Origin of the sequence: Vibrio sp. YT-15, assembly GCF_033337445.1 — a bacterium.
Classification (GTDB): Bacteria; Pseudomonadota; Gammaproteobacteria; order Enterobacterales; family Vibrionaceae; genus Vibrio; species Vibrio alginolyticus.
Map to the genome: position 1 here is coordinate 106,840 of NZ_JAWOQR010000006.1, position 15,071 is coordinate 121,910.

Below are 15,071 nucleotides of genomic sequence, written 5' to 3' on the forward strand. Positions count from 1 at the left end.
TCCGAATTAAGCGCTGTGTTTTTTGATTAGTTCGATAAAGTGGTCAAATAGCGGTGCCGCGTCATGTGGACCAGGGCTCGCTTCTGGGTGACCTTGGAAGCTAAATGCTGGCTTGTCTGTGCGGTGGATACCTTGCAAAGAGCCATCAAATAGCGATACGTGAGTAGCACGTAAGTTTTCCGGTAATGTTGCTTCATCGGCCGCAAAGCCGTGGTTTTGCGAAGTGATCATCACAACGTTACGCTCTAAATCTTTTACTGGGTGGTTTGCACCGTGGTGACCAAACTTCATTTTCACCGTTTGCGCACCTGATGCTAGCGCCAGAATTTGGTGACCTAGACAAATACCAAAAATTGGTAGGCCTTTTTCTAGGAACACTTTGGTTGCTTCAATCGCGTAAGTACATGGTTCTGGGTCACCAGGGCCGTTCGATAAGAATACGCCATCTGGATTTAGTGCCAGAACTTCTTCCGCTGACGTTTCTGCAGGTACAACCGTTAAGCGGCAGCCGCGGTCAACCAACATTCGTAAGATGTTGCGTTTTGCGCCGAAGTCGTAAGCGACAACGTGGTATGGCAGCTCGCTGTCATCTTTCGCCTCTGGAAGTCCACCTTCAAGCGTCCACGAACCTTGCTTCCATTGATACGCTTCTTTTGTTGTAACTTCTTTCGCAAGGTCCATTCCTTTTAAGCCTGGGAATTCTTTTGCTTTCGCTAGTGCCAAAGCTTCGTCTAGGTTGTTGCCCGCAACAATACAGCCGTTTTGAGCACCTTTTTCACGCAGGATACGAGTGAGCTTACGAGTATCGATATCAGCGATGCCAACGATATTTTGAGACTTAAGATAATCAGAGAGGGATTGTTCGTTACGGAAGTTAGAAGCGATTAGAGGAAGATCGCGAATCACAAGGCCTTGTGCATGAATGGAAGAGGATTCTTCATCTTCGGAAGTGGTTCCGGTATTGCCAATGTGAGGATAAGTGAGAGTGACGATTTGCTGAGAATAGGAAGGATCAGTGAGGATTTCTTGATACCCCGTCATCGAGGTATTAAAAACGACTTCACCAACGGAAAGACCATCTGCCCCTATGGACACTCCGCGGAACACTGTCCCATCTTCTAGGACCAACAGTGCTAATTTACCCAAGACAACCTCCAGAATAAAAATGCAAAAAAAATAAATCAAACTGCAAACATGCCTTCCTTTACCTATAAAATCTACATAAATAGGTATTTCAGACAAATTGGCGGTATTCTAAAGTTGGAGTCGAAACCTGTCAACCTACAATCAAAAATAAATGATTAATTTCTAGCGAGTAAGGTCATTTTGAATCAGTAAGGCCCAAAAAGATAACTTTTACATGCTATTACATAGAGAGGCATAGAGGTTTAATGAATTTTACAAATTTGAACTTTTTAGAGATCACAAAAAAGTATGAGTTTTTCACGCAAACGTTCACTCAACAAAAAAGACATTAGTTTTTAGACATCAAAACACAAAACACCCACAAAACAACCAAAACAACAACAAAAGTAAGCACCAAAATACTTTCTGTTAGAATCATTTCATTTACAAATAATTCTATAGATATAAAAAAGCCGGCTACCGCCGGCGAATAATTATGTATTTAGAGTTCATTCAATCCCAAAACATCTGTCATGGTATAAAAGCCCGCTGGTTTGGCACTCAACCAAACAGCGGCCTTGACGGCGCCATTAGCAAACGTCATACGATCGGTCGCTTTGTGCGTTATCTCCACTCGTTCCCCGATATCAGCAAACATGGCTGTGTGCTCACCGACAATATCGCCAGCGCGAATTGTAGCAAAGCCGATCTCATCTTTAGTACGTTCACCTGTGATACCTTCTCTCGCATAGACAGCTACATCATTCAGCTTGTTGCCCATCGCACCAGCAATGGCTTCGCCCATCCCGATAGCAGTACCAGAAGGAGCATCAACTTTATGACGATGATGTGCTTCGACAATCTCAACATCACAGTAGTCGCCCATCACTTTGGCTGCTTTCTCAAGAAGCTTAAATACTAGGTTCACACCAACAGAGTAGTTAGGAGCCATGACAACAGGCACTTGCTTAGCGGCTTCGTCAATCAGTTCACGCTCTGCATCACTGAAACCAGTCGTCCCAATCACAATACTCTTTCCATGCTTCTTACACAGTTCAAGATTCGCCAACGTACTTACTGGGGCAGTAAAATCGATGATTACATCAAAATTATCAACGTCTTTAGCAAGATCATCCGTTAAGAACACATCGAATTTGCCTTCACCACAAAGTTCACCGATATCGACACCGACAAGTGAGGACTCAGGTCGTTCTGATCCCGCGCTCACTGTCGCCACTGGATTAAGGTGTGAAGCTTTAACCAAATTACGGCCCATTCGGCCTGCTGCTCCTGCGATTGCAATACGAACCATTGCGCTTTCTCTCCTTCTCTGGATAACGAGGTTTGCTCTCGTTCTCTCGTTTCGCTTAATCTGTTTAAACTAACAACATACCGTGGTTACCACAAGCAAGTTCATCAGGCTTAAGCGAACTCTTTTACGACACGCTCCAAGATAGGCACGTTCGCTTCAGGAAAGGCATAGTTACCCAATTCTCTTATCTCAACCCAGCGACCTTCTTGACCTTCTCGGCCGTAAGGCTCATTACTGAACTTAGATACCGTAATAAAATCAAACTTAAGTGATTTGTCTGGATAGTCATATTCCAAATGCTCGAAAAGGGCTTGCTCAGTAACTTCAATTCCTACTTCTTCTTCAAGTTCTCTTGCTAGAGCATGTTCAATACTTTCTCCTGACTCGACTTTCCCGCCGGGAAACTCCCAAAACCCGCCTTTATGCTTGTCGTCTGGACGCTTTGTAATAAAAATTTTTGATTTGTCTTGGTTAAAAATAATAGCCGCGACTATGTGAATTCTTTTCATAGGGGTTCCTAACTCTCAAGCCGTTACACTTCAACGGTCTTTGCATCTCTAAAACTATCCGATGCTATCAAAACTTATGAAATTCGACAGCCACAGAATTTGCTTAAAAAAAGAGCCGCCTAGGCGACTCTTTAAAAAATTATCTGACTAATACGTTAGTCGATCTTGCCGTGGCACTGTTTATACTTCTTACCACTACCACAAGGGCAAGGCTCATTGCGACCTACTTTACGTTCATCACGTACCATTGGCTGACTTGAACCTTCTTCAGATTCTTCACCTTCAGAAAGAGGGTTTTGTGCTGCTGCGTGTTGCGCTTGAGCACGACGAGCGGCCTCTTCAGCTTGCGCACGACGTTGCTCTTCCATACGTTCAACTTCTTCTTGTTGCTGAACTCGAACGCGAGATAGAACAGTAATCACATCAGTTTTCAGCGCTTCTAGTAGACCTTCAAACAGTTCAAACGATTCACGCTTGTATTCCTGTTTCGGGTTCTTCTGCGCATAGCCGCGTAAGTGAATACCCTGACGCAAGTGATCCATTGCTGCCAAGTGCTCTTTCCAAAGCGTATCCAACGTTTGAAGCATAACCGATTTCTCGAAGTTACGAAGCACTTGCGCACCCACCACTTCCTCTTTCTCTTTGTACACTTCAACGGCTAGATTGATGATCTTCTCGCGTAGCGCCTCTTCGTAAAGCTTATCGTCTTCTTCAAGCCATTGCTTCACTGGCGCATCAAGATCGAAGTCTGCTTTCAAGCGCTCTTGCAGACCTTCAACGTCCCACATATCTTCTAGTGATTGTGGCGGGATGTACTCATCAATAACCGCGGTTAGCACATCTTCACGGTTTTGCTCGATCATACCGCTGATGTCTTCAACGTTCATCAATTCGTCGCGCAGCTCGTAGACAACCTTACGCTGATCGTTCGCCACATCATCGTATTCTAGTAGCTGCTTACGGATATCAAAGTTACGACCTTCCACTTTGCGCTGTGCTTTTTCAATTGAGCGAGAAAGCATTTTCGATTCAATAGCTTCACCTTCTTCCATACCACTTTGAATAAGGCTCGCCATACGATCAGAAGTGAAAATACGTAACAAAGAGTCTTCCATAGATAGGTAGAAGCGCGATGAACCCGCATCACCTTGACGACCAGAACGACCACGTAGCTGGTTATCAATACGGCGAGATTCGTGGCGCTCAGTACCAATGATGTGTAGACCACCAGCATCTAGTACTTGATCATGTACCACTTTCCACTCTGCTTTAATCGCATCGATTTGTTCTTGAGTTGGGTTCTCCAAAGCTTCCACTTTTGATTGCCAACTACCGCCAAGCACAATATCCGTACCACGACCGGCCATGTTGGTCGCGATAGTTACCGCACCCGGCATACCCGCTTCAGCAACAATTTCCGCTTCCTTCTCATGGAATTTCGCATTCAATACGTTGTGTTTGATCTTCGCTTTCTTCAATGCGTTAGAAAGAAGTTCTGATTTTTCAATCGATACGGTACCAACCAATGTTGGCTGACCTTTCGCAACGCGCTCTTTGATATCTTCAATGATTGCAGCAAACTTCTCAGCTTCGGTACGGTACACCACATCCGGCATATCGTTACGAATCATTGGTTTGTTGGTTGGGATAACCACCGTTTCCAAGCCATAAATAGATTGGAACTCAAACGCTTCAGTATCCGCAGTACCTGTCATACCAGACAGTTTTTCGTATAAGCGGAAGTAGTTCTGGAAGGTAATCGAAGCCAAAGTTTGGTTTTCGTTTTGAATCTTAACGCCTTCTTTCGCTTCTACTGCTTGGTGAAGACCTTCAGACCAACGACGACCTGGCATTGTACGACCAGTATGTTCATCAACAATTACTACTTCACCTTCGTCAGTAACGATGTAATCAACGTTGCGCTCAAACAACACATGAGCACGCAAAGCGGCATTCACGTGATGTAACATGCTGATGTTAGTCGGAGAGTAAAGTGTGTCACCCTCTTCCATAAGACCATTTTTCACCAACAGTTCTTCAACGTACTCTTGGCCCGTTTCTGTGAGGTATACTTGCTTTGATTTCTCATCAACAGTGTAGTGACCATCACCACGATATTCTTCAGAGTCTTCTTTGTCTTGCTTTTTAAGATGCGGGATCAAAAGGTTGATTCGGGTGTATAGCTCAGAGCTATCTTCAGCAGGACCAGAAATGATTAAAGGGGTACGAGCTTCATCAATTAGGATTGAGTCCACCTCATCGACAACTGCAAAGAAGCGTTCACGTTGTACGCGATCTTCGCTACGGAAAGCCATATTGTCACGAAGGTAGTCAAAACCAAATTCATTGTTCGTTCCGTACAAGATGTCAGCTTGGTACGCTTCTTTTTTCTCTTGAGGAGGCATGTTTGGCACGTTTACGCCAACAGTCATACCTAAAAATTCAAATAGAGGGCGGTTTGTCTCTGCATCACGTTTAGCTAGATAATCGTTCACTGTTACAATATGAACGCCTTTACCAGCTAGGGCATTTAGGTAAGCAGGAAGCGTTGCCGTCAGCGTTTTACCTTCACCCGTACGCATTTCAGCGATTTGACCCGCATTTAGAACCATACCACCGATAAGCTGGACGTCGAAGTGGCGCATACCGTAGACACGCTTAGATGCTTCACGAACCGTAGCAAAAGCTTCTGGAAGTAGTTTATCAAGAGTTTCACCCTTCTCTAGGCGCTCACGGAATTCAACCGTCTTTGCTTTTAGCTCTTCGTCACTTAGAGCCTCGAATGTTGGCTCATAGTTATTAATTTCTTTTACAATTTTTCTAAGGCGGCGCAGTGTTCGGTCGTTGCGACTGCCAATCACTTTTGTCAGTAGCTTAGTTATCATTTTTCGTGAATCTCTCTTTATTCAGACCGTTCCCGATCTACTCATAATGCCTTCAGTCTCTGCCAGTTTGGAACTAAGAATACTGAGATAAATCATTTATCAAAGATATTGAGTTCAAACATCCATATTTCAAGGCTAAGTTTTGAAACAATGTGGCTTAGTGTAAGGATTTTTAATCGATACAACCATAAATAGACGTATTTGTTTGAAGCACTCTGAAGTTTTTACTTAAAGTGGTGACTGATTAGCCGATATTGCATACCGCAATATGTGTAATCCATCCAGAGCAAACTTTGCTTTTTACCTTGCTACATTGTAAAACTGAAGCTAAAGACGTTAATGTAAACTATACCTTGATAGAAAGCTGCTCTAGAATAGCTATATCTCAACAAAATTAGATTTTACCTATGCGTGATCACCGTCCAACCTCGACTGAAGATGTTATTGCTGAGTCACAGTTCAAGCAGATTCAAGAACATGCTGGAGAAATCTTACAGCTTAACCAAGCTTTGCAAGAGGTCTTACCCACGGGGACGGCCGATCATTGCCGAGTAGCGAATGTTCGTAACGGCCATCTATTGATCGATGTCTCTAGTGCCGCGATCAAAATGAAGATCGATTACGATCGCCTCATGATCCTAAATAAACTTCGTACTCAAGGCTTTGCCAAGCTGATGAGCGTTGAAGTGAGGATCAATCCTTCACTATATCGAAACCGCTTTCAACAAGACGACAGACCTAAGCGTCCACCACTAACCGAATCTGCAGCAAAGTCATTAATGACGATTGCCGACATGGCGCCACCGAAAATTCAAGAGCGTTTAAAACGATTAGCCGATATGGCAGAAAAGGAAGATCGTAAGTGAACGTTATTTCAATATGCTGAAAGCTTGAATGTTATTGATAAATCCAGGATTAAAGCCAAATAGCAAAAAACCAGGCATAAGCCTGGTTTTTTTATTAATTCTAATGCCAAGTATTTACGCAAGCACCATATTTGGTTCTGCGAATGCTACTGGTGAGCCGACTTCTTCTTCGAATGTAGTCCACTCCCACGCTTCCTGATCTGCAAGAACAGCACGTAACAGTTGGTTATTTAAACCGTGGCCAGATTTAAAGGCACGGAATTCACCAATGATTGGGTGGCCACACATGTAAAGGTCACCAATCGCATCCAACACTTTGTGAGTCACAAACTCATTTTCAAAGCGTAGACCTTCTTCATTAAGAATACGGTAATCATCCAAAACGATAGCATTGTCAAAACTACCACCCAAAACTAGGTTTTGAGATTGTAGATATTCGATATCACGCATAAAGCCAAACGTACGTGCTCGAGAAATCTCACGAACAAAGCCTTTTGACGAGAAATCAAACAGCAAACGTTGCTCGTCTGATTCAATCGCTGGGTGATTAAACTCAATTTCGAAGTCCATACGGAAGCCGTTAAATGGTACAAATTCTGCCCATTTATCACCATCTTCAAAACGAACTGGCTTTTTGATGCGGATGAAGCGTTTTGGCGCATTTTGCGTTTCGATACCTGCTTGTTGTAGCAAGTATATAAATGGGCTTGCACTACCATCCATGATCGGAATTTCAGGTGCGTCTACTTCGACAACAATGTTATCGATGCCCATACCAGCAAGTGCCGCATTCAAGTGCTCAACAGTTGAAATACGCACACCTTCATCGTTTACCAATGCAGTACAAAGCATGGTGTCACGAACCGAAGCTGGATCAGCTGGAAAATCTACAGGTGGATTTACATCTGTACGACGGTAAATGATACCTGTATTTGCAGCAGCCGGGCGCAGAGTAAGTGTGACTTTACGACCAGAGTGGAGACCCACACCAGTTGTTTTCACTATTTCTTTCAGAGTACGTTGTCTGATCATCTGCTTGCCTCTCAAAAATTTGCTACAAAACACGGCCGTCTGTAACGTCGACCGTGAATGCTACCATAATTTTGAGCCATGTCAAATTTATGGGTTAAAGATTAATCAGCCTGACGACGCAAAAATGCCGGTATATCTAAATAACCACTTTCCTTTTCTTGCTTTGGAGCCGCAGAACTTTGGCTCGACGAAGCTGGAGAAGAAGGAGCAGTGTTTGTCGGCTGAGGAGTTACCTGTGGCTTCTCTTGCACTTGATTATTTTGCAAGGTCTGTGCCGGTTTTTCTTCAGCTTGCGTTGCCGCTGCTTGTTGCTGTGGTTGAGCTTGCGGCGTCGGTGCCACTTTCGCTTTACCACCCGCAACTAGCGTGATATCTGGCTTTTTCTCATTACCAATACCTGTCGCTACAACTGTTACGCGGATTTCGTCAGTCATATCAGGGTCTAGAGAAGTACCGATAACAACAGTCGCATTGTCAGAAGCGAATGCCTTCACTGTATTACCAACCGTCTCAAACTCGTCAAGACGCATATCCAGACCAGCAGTAATATTGACAAGAACACCACGAGCACCCGCTAGATCGATGTCTTCCAGAAGTGGGCTAGAAATTGCCATTTCAGCCGCTTCTTCAGCACGGTCTTCACCTTTGGCGATGCCGCTACCCATCATTGCGTGACCCATTTCAGACATTACAGTTCTTACGTCCGCAAAGTCGACGTTGATCATGCCAGGGCGAGTAATTAGCTCAGCAATACCTTGAACGGCATTCTTAAGAACATCGTTAGCGCTTGCAAAAGCTTCTAGTAGTGTTACACCACGACCAAGTACTTTAAGTAGCTTTTCGTTTGGAATCGTGATCAAAGAGTCAACATGCTTAGACAGCTCATCGATACCTTGCTCAGCAAATGCCAAACGCTTTTTACCTTCAAAACTAAACGGTTTAGTTACTACCGCTACTGTTAGAATGCCAAGCTCTTTAGCCACTTCAGCAATAACAGGCGCTGCACCAGTACCGGTACCGCCACCCATACCAGCTGCGATAAACACCATATCGGCGCCAGTCAGGGAATCTTTAATTCGATCTCTGTCTTCGAGAGCTGCGTCACGGCCAACCTGTGGATTAGCACCTGCACCCAGACCTTTAGTGATATCACCACCGATCTGAATTACATTGCCAACGCTTGTCTTACGAAGTGCTTGCGCATCAGTGTTGACGCTGATGAATTCCACACCTTCGATGGATTCACGCACCATGTGTTCAACGGCGTTACCACCGCCGCCACCAACCCCAACGACCTTGATTACTGCATCGTCAGACATTTCCATCATCGGTTCAAACATGTGTTGTCTCCGTTTATCCTGCAACTCAGGTTAAAACTCTTTTTGTATCCAGTTACGCAATTTATCGAAAAAGCCAGTTACAGATGAGCGTTTAGGTTCATTATAATCGCTATCGTCGCTAGACTGCATGTCTCTTGCGTAATGAAGTAATCCAACTGCCGTAGAATGGTACGGCTCTTTTACATAGTCAGTTAATCCGCTGACTTCGAGCGGTTTGCCGACCCTTACTTGATTGCGGAATACGCGTTCCGCACATTCTACCACTCCGTCCATTTGCGCAGCACCGCCGGTGAGTACAACTCCCGCAGCCAGATGGTGCTTGATACCCTCTTCGCGCAATTTTGCTTGTACAGAGTCGATAGTTTGGTTAACCAGTCCCATAAGCTCAGAGTAGCGTGGCTCAATCACTTCTGACAACGTTTGACGTTGCAGGCTACGTGATGGTCGTCCACCTACGCTTGGTACATTAACCGTGTCATCCTTACTGACCAGTTCACTCAAAGCACAGCCATATTTGACTTTTATTTCTTCAGCATCGCTCACTGGCGTGCCAAAAGCAAAAGCAATATCACTGGTTACAGCATTTCCTGCGTACGAAAATACTTCTGTGTGACGTAACGCACCGCCAGTCCAGATGGCCACATCCATCGTGCCGGCGCCAATATCAACCACACAAACTCCAAGCTCTCTTTCATCCTCGGTGATTACTGCATTACTAGCAGCAAGCCCAGAAAATACGAGTTGTTCTACTTTAAGGCCGCAGCGTTCTACCGCCTTAATAATGTTGCGTGCCATGTCATTATGGCATGAGATAAGGTGGACACTCACTTCCATTCTTACCCCAGATAAACCAAGCGGATTTTTGATTCCTTCTTGGTAATCAATGGTGAACTCTTGCGGGATCACATGAAGAATTCGCTGTTCATCACCGATTTTAATCGATTTTGCGGTATGGATAGCGCGATCCATGTCTTCTTGAGACACCTCTTCATCAGAAATCGTGCCCATACCTTTTTCAATTCGGCTTGCGATATGCTTACCAGACAACGAAATGAAGACTCGGCTGATCTGGCACTCTGCCATTAATTCAGCTTGATCAATTGCACGTTGTACTGATTTTACAACCGACTCCAAATCATTCACGCCACCTTTATCCATGCCGCGTGAGGGGCTACTACCTGCGCCAATAATATTAATTTGACCGTCTGGTAAAACCTCACCCACTAGAGCCGATACGGTTGCAGTGCCTATATCAAGACCAACAATAATGTTGTCATCAGCGGCCTTAGTCATCTGTACTCTCTTCTAACTCTTGTTCAGGAAACCAACCAACTGCGGCTCCTGTATCGTACCTAAGATCGATATAACTGATTCTTTGCGTGTCACTGCCAAGCTTGTTATAGAGCTTAAAAAAGCGCTCTATACGCTCAAGAAGAGACTCTTTACCGAGCTCTAATCGAATACCGTTATCAAGGATGATTTGCCAAGCTCGTCGCTCGTTTAATACCAGAGACGATATCGCTAAACCCAATTGCTGAAACTTAGGACTCAAATCACGGTAAGTCTGTAAGACTTCCGGTCCGCTATCTTTGGGTCCGTACAGCTTCACTTTTTCTTCTTGCAACAGAGCAACATCTCCATCAAAAACGAACCCGTTTTTATCTAACAGTTCGTTGCCATTCCAAATGGCTTCTGGTTGATGCTCCGTCAAAAAAACTTTTACTGTATCCGGCCACTGCTTTCGGATTGCGGCATGCGCTACCCATGGCAGAGCTTCGACACTTTGCTGTAATACATCAATATCCTGAGACATAAATGTACCGATGTGATCAATTCGACTAAATGCAGCCTGCACATCGTCAGCTTGGACATACTCCAGTTTCCCCTGAAGTACTATTTTGGAGAGAGGTAACCTTTGGTCATCCCACATCCAACTGATCGCCGCGTACAAAACAGAACTAATTAAAGTCACAACCACAACGAAAAATAACGCACCCAAGATTTTTTCTTGGCGACCACGGTTGTTACCCGTGTTTGGTCGCTCGTCATTCAGTGCAATATTCAACAACGTCTTCGTTTCCTGACTTTTGTCGTGTACTTTTTACCCATATAATTACGCAGAGGTAAAAGTCTTGACTTTAACCTTGGGATTATACTGAGCTCTTGTAAACTATCAAACACTGATAGCAATAAATCACAATGATATTGACGCAAAATCGAGATCTGAGTCTTTATCTGTCCTTCGCGTCAACAATATGTGTCAGCCAAGCATCTTGTTTATATTCAATTTAAGACCTGCCAGCTGTTTCGCCACTTTACCAATATCACCCGCACCTTGCGTTAAGATTAGGTCGCCGTCTTGTATAACGTTAGCTAAAACTGAAGGTAATTGCTCGATTTCTGGAACAAAAATCGGATCTACCTTGCCTCGGCTGCGAATTGTGCGACATAAAGCGCGCCCATCAGCCCCTGCAATCGGCTTTTCACCCGCTGCGTAAACATCCAGCATGATCAATACATCTACCTGTTCAAGCACATTCGCGAAATCATCGTATAAATCACGAGTACGGCTATAACGGTGCGGTTGGAAAATCATCACCAAACGCTTGTCTTGCCAACCACTGCGTGCTGCATTAATGGTTACATCCACTTCTGTGGGATGATGGCCGTAATCATCAACAAGCATTGCATGGCCGTTGCCAGTATCAAACTCGCCAAGGTGATCAAAACGTCTTCCCGTACCTTGCGTACCAGCCATTGCCTTTAGGATCGCATCGTCTTCAATGTCATCTTCAGTAGCAACCGCAATCGCAGCAGACGCATTCAATGCATTGTGACGACCTGGAATATTCAGCGTGATATCTAAGTTAGCTCGCCCTTTACGTACTACCGTAAATTTGCCTTGCTGCCCCTCTTGACGATAATCTTCAATACGTACGTCGGCATCTTCAGAAAAACCGTAAGTTATCACTTGACGACTAATACGTGGGATTAACTCTCGAACCACAGGATCGTCAATGCAAACAATTGCTTGGCCGTAAAACGGTAGATTATGAAGGAAGTCGATGAAGGTTTGCTTTAAGGTTTCAAAGTCACCACCATAGGTATCCATATGATCGGCTTCGATATTGGTAACAATGCTCACCATTGGTTGCAAGTGCAGGAATGACGCGTCACTTTCATCTGCCTCTGCAATTAGAATACGACTCGAGCCTAGACGCGCATTTGTACCTGCGCTTTTCACCAAACCGCCATTCACAAACGTTGGATCAAGACCGGCTTCAGAATAGATTTGAGTAACAAGAGCGGTCGTCGTGGTTTTACCGTGTGTACCCGCAACGGCAATACCGTGACGGAATCGCATCAATTCAGCCAACATCTCTGCGCGGCGTACAATAGGGATGCGTAATTCACGTGCCGCCATCACTTCTGGGTTTTCTTCGTTGATCGCCGTTGACACAACAACCACACTGGCTTTTTCTACATTACTGGCTTGATGACCGATAAATACCGTCGCACCTTTTGATACCAAACGCTCTGTCACAGCGTTCTCTGATAGATCAGAACCTGTGATTTGGTAGCCTTCGTTCAACAGCACTTCTGCAATGCCGCTCATGCCCGCACCACCAATACCGATGAAGTGGATGTATTTCACGCGGCGCATCTCTGGCACCATTGCGCGAATCTGAGCTAAGTCTTGTGTATGTTGGATTGTCATCAATTCTATTCTCAATAATTCGGTTAACGCTTTTCGGTCAAAGCGACAATGGCTTGTGCGACAACTCGGTCAGCATTCAATTTTGCAGCGCCACGCGCTTGCTCAGCCATTGTAAGTAAAGCTTGGCGATCCAATTGTTGGATCTGCTGAGTCAGAGACTCAACGGTTAAATCTGGTTGTTCAATCATTTTCGCCGCGCCGCAATCCACCAAGTGGTCTGCATTAAGTGCTTGCTGGCGGTCTTTGTGCATGAATGGAACAAAAATAGCGCCTACACCTGCCGCCGAGACTTCAGATACGGTTAACGCTCCAGAGCGACAAACTAAAAGGTCAGCCCATGCGTAAGCTTCTGCAACGTCATCAATGAATTCCATTACTTCTGCATTTACCACACCATTAGCTTGGTATGCTGCATTCACTTCTTCGGCGGCACCTTTACCCGCTTGATGACGAATACAGTAATCTTCGCCCAATTTCGACATCACTTCTGGCAGAGTTTGGTTAAGAATACGTGCGCCTTGGCTGCCACCCATCACCAAAATGCGAATTGGACCTTGGCGCTCTTGCATGCGCTCAGTTGGCGCTGCTAATTGAGTCACGTCTTCACGAACTGGGTTCCCAACCACTTCGGCATTTGGAAAAGCGCCTGGGAAAGCCTGAAAAACCTTCTTAGCGATTTTCGATAACCATTGGTTCGTTAAACCTGCTACTGCATTTTGTTCATGCAGAACAACAGGAATGCCACTCATCCAAGCGGCAATACCACCCGGGCCGCTAACATAACCGCCCATACCAAGCACTGCGTCTGGCTGCCAGCGTTTCATGTGAGCACGAGCCTGCATAATGGCATTGATAATTTGAAATGGTGCTGCAAGAAGACGTTTAACGCCTTGACCTCGTAACCCTTTCACTTTGATAAAGTCGATTTCAATGCCATGTTTTGGCACCAAATCCGCTTCCATTCGATCCGCCGTACCTAGCCAACGGATCTCCCAACCTTGTTCTTGAAGCTGTTTTGCTACCGCCAAACCTGGGAATACGTGACCGCCAGTACCACCAGCCATCACCATCAAACGTTTATTTTGTTTCATTAGCTTGTTGTTCTGATTGTTGTTGCTCGCGTTTCAAGCGGCATTCGTAATCGATACGCAGTAGTATGGACACTGCGACGGACATAATTATTAGACTAGAACCACCATAACTGATGAGTGGAAGTGTTAAACCTTTAGTTGGAACAATACCGGCGGCAGCTCCAACATTAACCAAGGTTTGAAACGCAAACCAAATACCAATTCCGAAAGCCAGATAACCTCCGAACATTTCGCCTTCTTCAAATGCACGCTTGCCGATGTAAACCGCTTTTAGCACCAAGCTAAAAATCAGCATTAAGACCAGCACTACGCCTACGAAACCAAGCTCTTCAGCAAGTACGGCAAACACAAAGTCGGTATGCGCTTCCGGTAGATATTCCAGTTTTTGAATTGAATTACCGAGACCTTGTCCGAACCATTCACCACGACCAAACGCCATCAAAGACTGAGTCAACTGATAGCCACTACCAAACGGGTCTTCCCACGGGTCAAGGAAGGAGGTTACACGTCGCATACGGTATGGCTCGACGAGAATCAAACCAACGACAGCACCGATACCTGCCACCATCAAGGCGAGAAACTGGGTTAGTTTTGCACCTGCGATAAAAAGCATGCCAAACAGCGTGACCAGCATCACGACCACCGTCCCCAAGTCTGGCTGACCAAGTAGTAATACTGCGAAGAAGGCAAACACCATGATTGGCTTCATAAAGCCACCAAAGAACGTTTGTCGTACTTCGTCTTGCTTTCGAACTAAGTAACCAGACATGAAGATAAACAGCGATAGCTTCGCGACCTCCGCTGGCTGAAGGTTAAACAGCCCGAGGGGAATCCAACGAGACGCACCATTAACCGACTTACCCGCCAAAAGCACGATGATCAACAGTGCGAAAGAAGCCCAAAGTAAGTAATGGCTCTTCTTAAACCACTCTTGCAAAGGCACTTGCAAAATAACAGCGGAGGTCCCTAACGCCAGCACGAGAAACGTCGCATGACGAAACATAAAGTGGAACGGCTGTTCCGTTAATCGAGAGCTGATTGGAAATGATGCAGAGGTTACCATGACCAAACCAGTCAACATCAAACCCAGTGCAATCCACACTAACTGACGATCAAACATCGCCTCTGGGGCTGGATGCTTGAGCCAATTGCCAATACTGCGTTTAACGTTACCTAAACCCACGAAGTGTGTA

Annotated in this window: 12 protein-coding genes; 1 reads left to right on the plus strand and 11 read right to left on the minus strand. The window is 45.1% G+C overall.

Going from position 1 to position 15,071, the window contains the following annotated elements; translation table 11 throughout:
• Positions 1–6: 6 nt before the first annotated feature.
• The 4 genes from carA to secA all read right to left on the minus strand — a co-directional run bounded on the left by carA (position 7) and on the right by secA (position 5,831).
• Positions 7–1,146: a glutamine-hydrolyzing carbamoyl-phosphate synthase small subunit gene (gene carA / locus R7D93_RS13415; protein ID WP_017821483.1), complete on the minus strand. Its 1,140-nt coding sequence runs from the start codon at positions 1,144–1,146 to the stop codon at positions 7–9.
• A 481-nt stretch (positions 1,147–1,627) separates the two neighbouring features.
• Positions 1,628–2,437: a 4-hydroxy-tetrahydrodipicolinate reductase gene (gene dapB / locus R7D93_RS13420; protein WP_170890660.1), complete on the minus strand. Its 810-nt coding sequence runs from the start codon at positions 2,435–2,437 to the stop codon at positions 1,628–1,630.
• 110 nt (positions 2,438–2,547) lie between these two features.
• Positions 2,548–2,946 (minus strand): 8-oxo-dGTP diphosphatase MutT, encoded by a 399-nt coding sequence (gene mutT / locus R7D93_RS13425; RefSeq protein ID WP_005387387.1) that lies wholly within the window; start codon positions 2,944–2,946, stop codon positions 2,548–2,550.
• Between the two features lie 155 nt (positions 2,947–3,101).
• Positions 3,102–5,831, minus strand: coding sequence for a preprotein translocase subunit SecA (gene secA, locus R7D93_RS13430; protein ID WP_005387389.1), 2,730 nt, complete (start codon positions 5,829–5,831; stop codon positions 3,102–3,104).
• Between the two features lie 407 nt (positions 5,832–6,238).
• On the opposite strand from secA, the gene R7D93_RS13435 reads away from it, so the two are divergent.
• Positions 6,239–6,697: a DUF721 domain-containing protein gene (locus R7D93_RS13435; RefSeq protein ID WP_033906094.1), complete on the plus strand. Its 459-nt coding sequence runs from the start codon at positions 6,239–6,241 to the stop codon at positions 6,695–6,697.
• Positions 6,698–6,811: 114 nt separating this feature from the next.
• Here the strand turns inward: R7D93_RS13435 and lpxC are convergent, their stop codons facing one another.
• The 7 genes from lpxC to ftsW all read right to left on the minus strand — a co-directional run bounded on the left by lpxC (position 6,812) and on the right by ftsW (position 15,061).
• Positions 6,812–7,729: a UDP-3-O-acyl-N-acetylglucosamine deacetylase gene (gene lpxC, locus R7D93_RS13440; RefSeq protein ID WP_225496809.1), complete on the minus strand. Its 918-nt coding sequence runs from the start codon at positions 7,727–7,729 to the stop codon at positions 6,812–6,814.
• A gap of 101 nt (positions 7,730–7,830) precedes the next feature.
• Positions 7,831–9,069, minus strand: a complete 1,239-nt coding sequence (ftsZ, locus tag R7D93_RS13445; protein WP_017633617.1) for a cell division protein FtsZ — start codon at positions 9,067–9,069, stop codon at positions 7,831–7,833.
• Between the two features lie 30 nt (positions 9,070–9,099).
• On the minus strand, positions 9,100–10,362 hold the full coding sequence (ftsA, locus tag R7D93_RS13450) for a cell division protein FtsA (protein WP_005372946.1): 1,263 nt from the start codon (positions 10,360–10,362) through the stop codon (positions 9,100–9,102).
• On the minus strand, positions 10,355–11,137 hold the full coding sequence (locus R7D93_RS13455; protein WP_005387393.1) for a cell division protein FtsQ/DivIB: 783 nt from the start codon (positions 11,135–11,137) through the stop codon (positions 10,355–10,357). The genes ftsA and R7D93_RS13455 overlap by 8 nt, the downstream gene beginning before the upstream one ends.
• Before the next feature lie 192 nt (positions 11,138–11,329).
• A complete protein-coding gene (murC, locus tag R7D93_RS13460; protein WP_213868521.1) occupies positions 11,330–12,787 on the minus strand; it encodes a UDP-N-acetylmuramate--L-alanine ligase in 1,458 nt (485 codons plus the stop codon).
• Positions 12,788–12,810: 23 nt separating this feature from the next.
• A complete protein-coding gene (gene murG / locus R7D93_RS13465; RefSeq protein WP_158159555.1) occupies positions 12,811–13,878 on the minus strand; it encodes an undecaprenyldiphospho-muramoylpentapeptide beta-N-acetylglucosaminyltransferase in 1,068 nt (355 codons plus the stop codon).
• Positions 13,865–15,061 (minus strand): cell division protein FtsW, encoded by a 1,197-nt coding sequence (gene ftsW / locus R7D93_RS13470; RefSeq protein WP_005372933.1) that lies wholly within the window; start codon positions 15,059–15,061, stop codon positions 13,865–13,867. The genes murG and ftsW overlap by 14 nt, the downstream gene beginning before the upstream one ends.
• Positions 15,062–15,071: the final 10 nt, after the last annotated feature.

Excerpts from the sequence above, each read along its gene's own strand:
- lpxC (WP_225496809.1), bottom strand. The coding sequence starts at position 7,729 with ATGATCAGACAACGTACTCTGAAAGAAATAGTGAAAACAACTGGTGTG.
- murG (WP_158159555.1), bottom strand. The coding sequence starts at position 13,878 with ATGAAACAAAATAAACGTTTGATGGTGATGGCTGGTGGTACTGGCGGT.
- ftsZ (WP_017633617.1), bottom strand. The coding sequence starts at position 9,069 with ATGTTTGAACCGATGATGGAAATGTCTGACGATGCAGTAATCAAGGTC.
- mutT (WP_005387387.1), bottom strand. The coding sequence starts at position 2,946 with ATGAAAAGAATTCACATAGTCGCGGCTATTATTTTTAACCAAGACAAA.
- dapB (WP_170890660.1), bottom strand. The coding sequence starts at position 2,437 with ATGGTTCGTATTGCAATCGCAGGAGCAGCAGGCCGAATGGGCCGTAAT.
- ftsA (WP_005372946.1), bottom strand. The coding sequence starts at position 10,362 with ATGACTAAGGCCGCTGATGACAACATTATTGTTGGTCTTGATATAGGC.
- murC (WP_213868521.1), bottom strand. The coding sequence starts at position 12,787 with ATGACAATCCAACATACACAAGACTTAGCTCAGATTCGCGCAATGGTG.
- R7D93_RS13435 (WP_033906094.1), top strand. The coding sequence starts at position 6,239 with ATGCGTGATCACCGTCCAACCTCGACTGAAGATGTTATTGCTGAGTCA.
- secA (WP_005387389.1), bottom strand. The coding sequence starts at position 5,831 with ATGATAACTAAGCTACTGACAAAAGTGATTGGCAGTCGCAACGACCGA.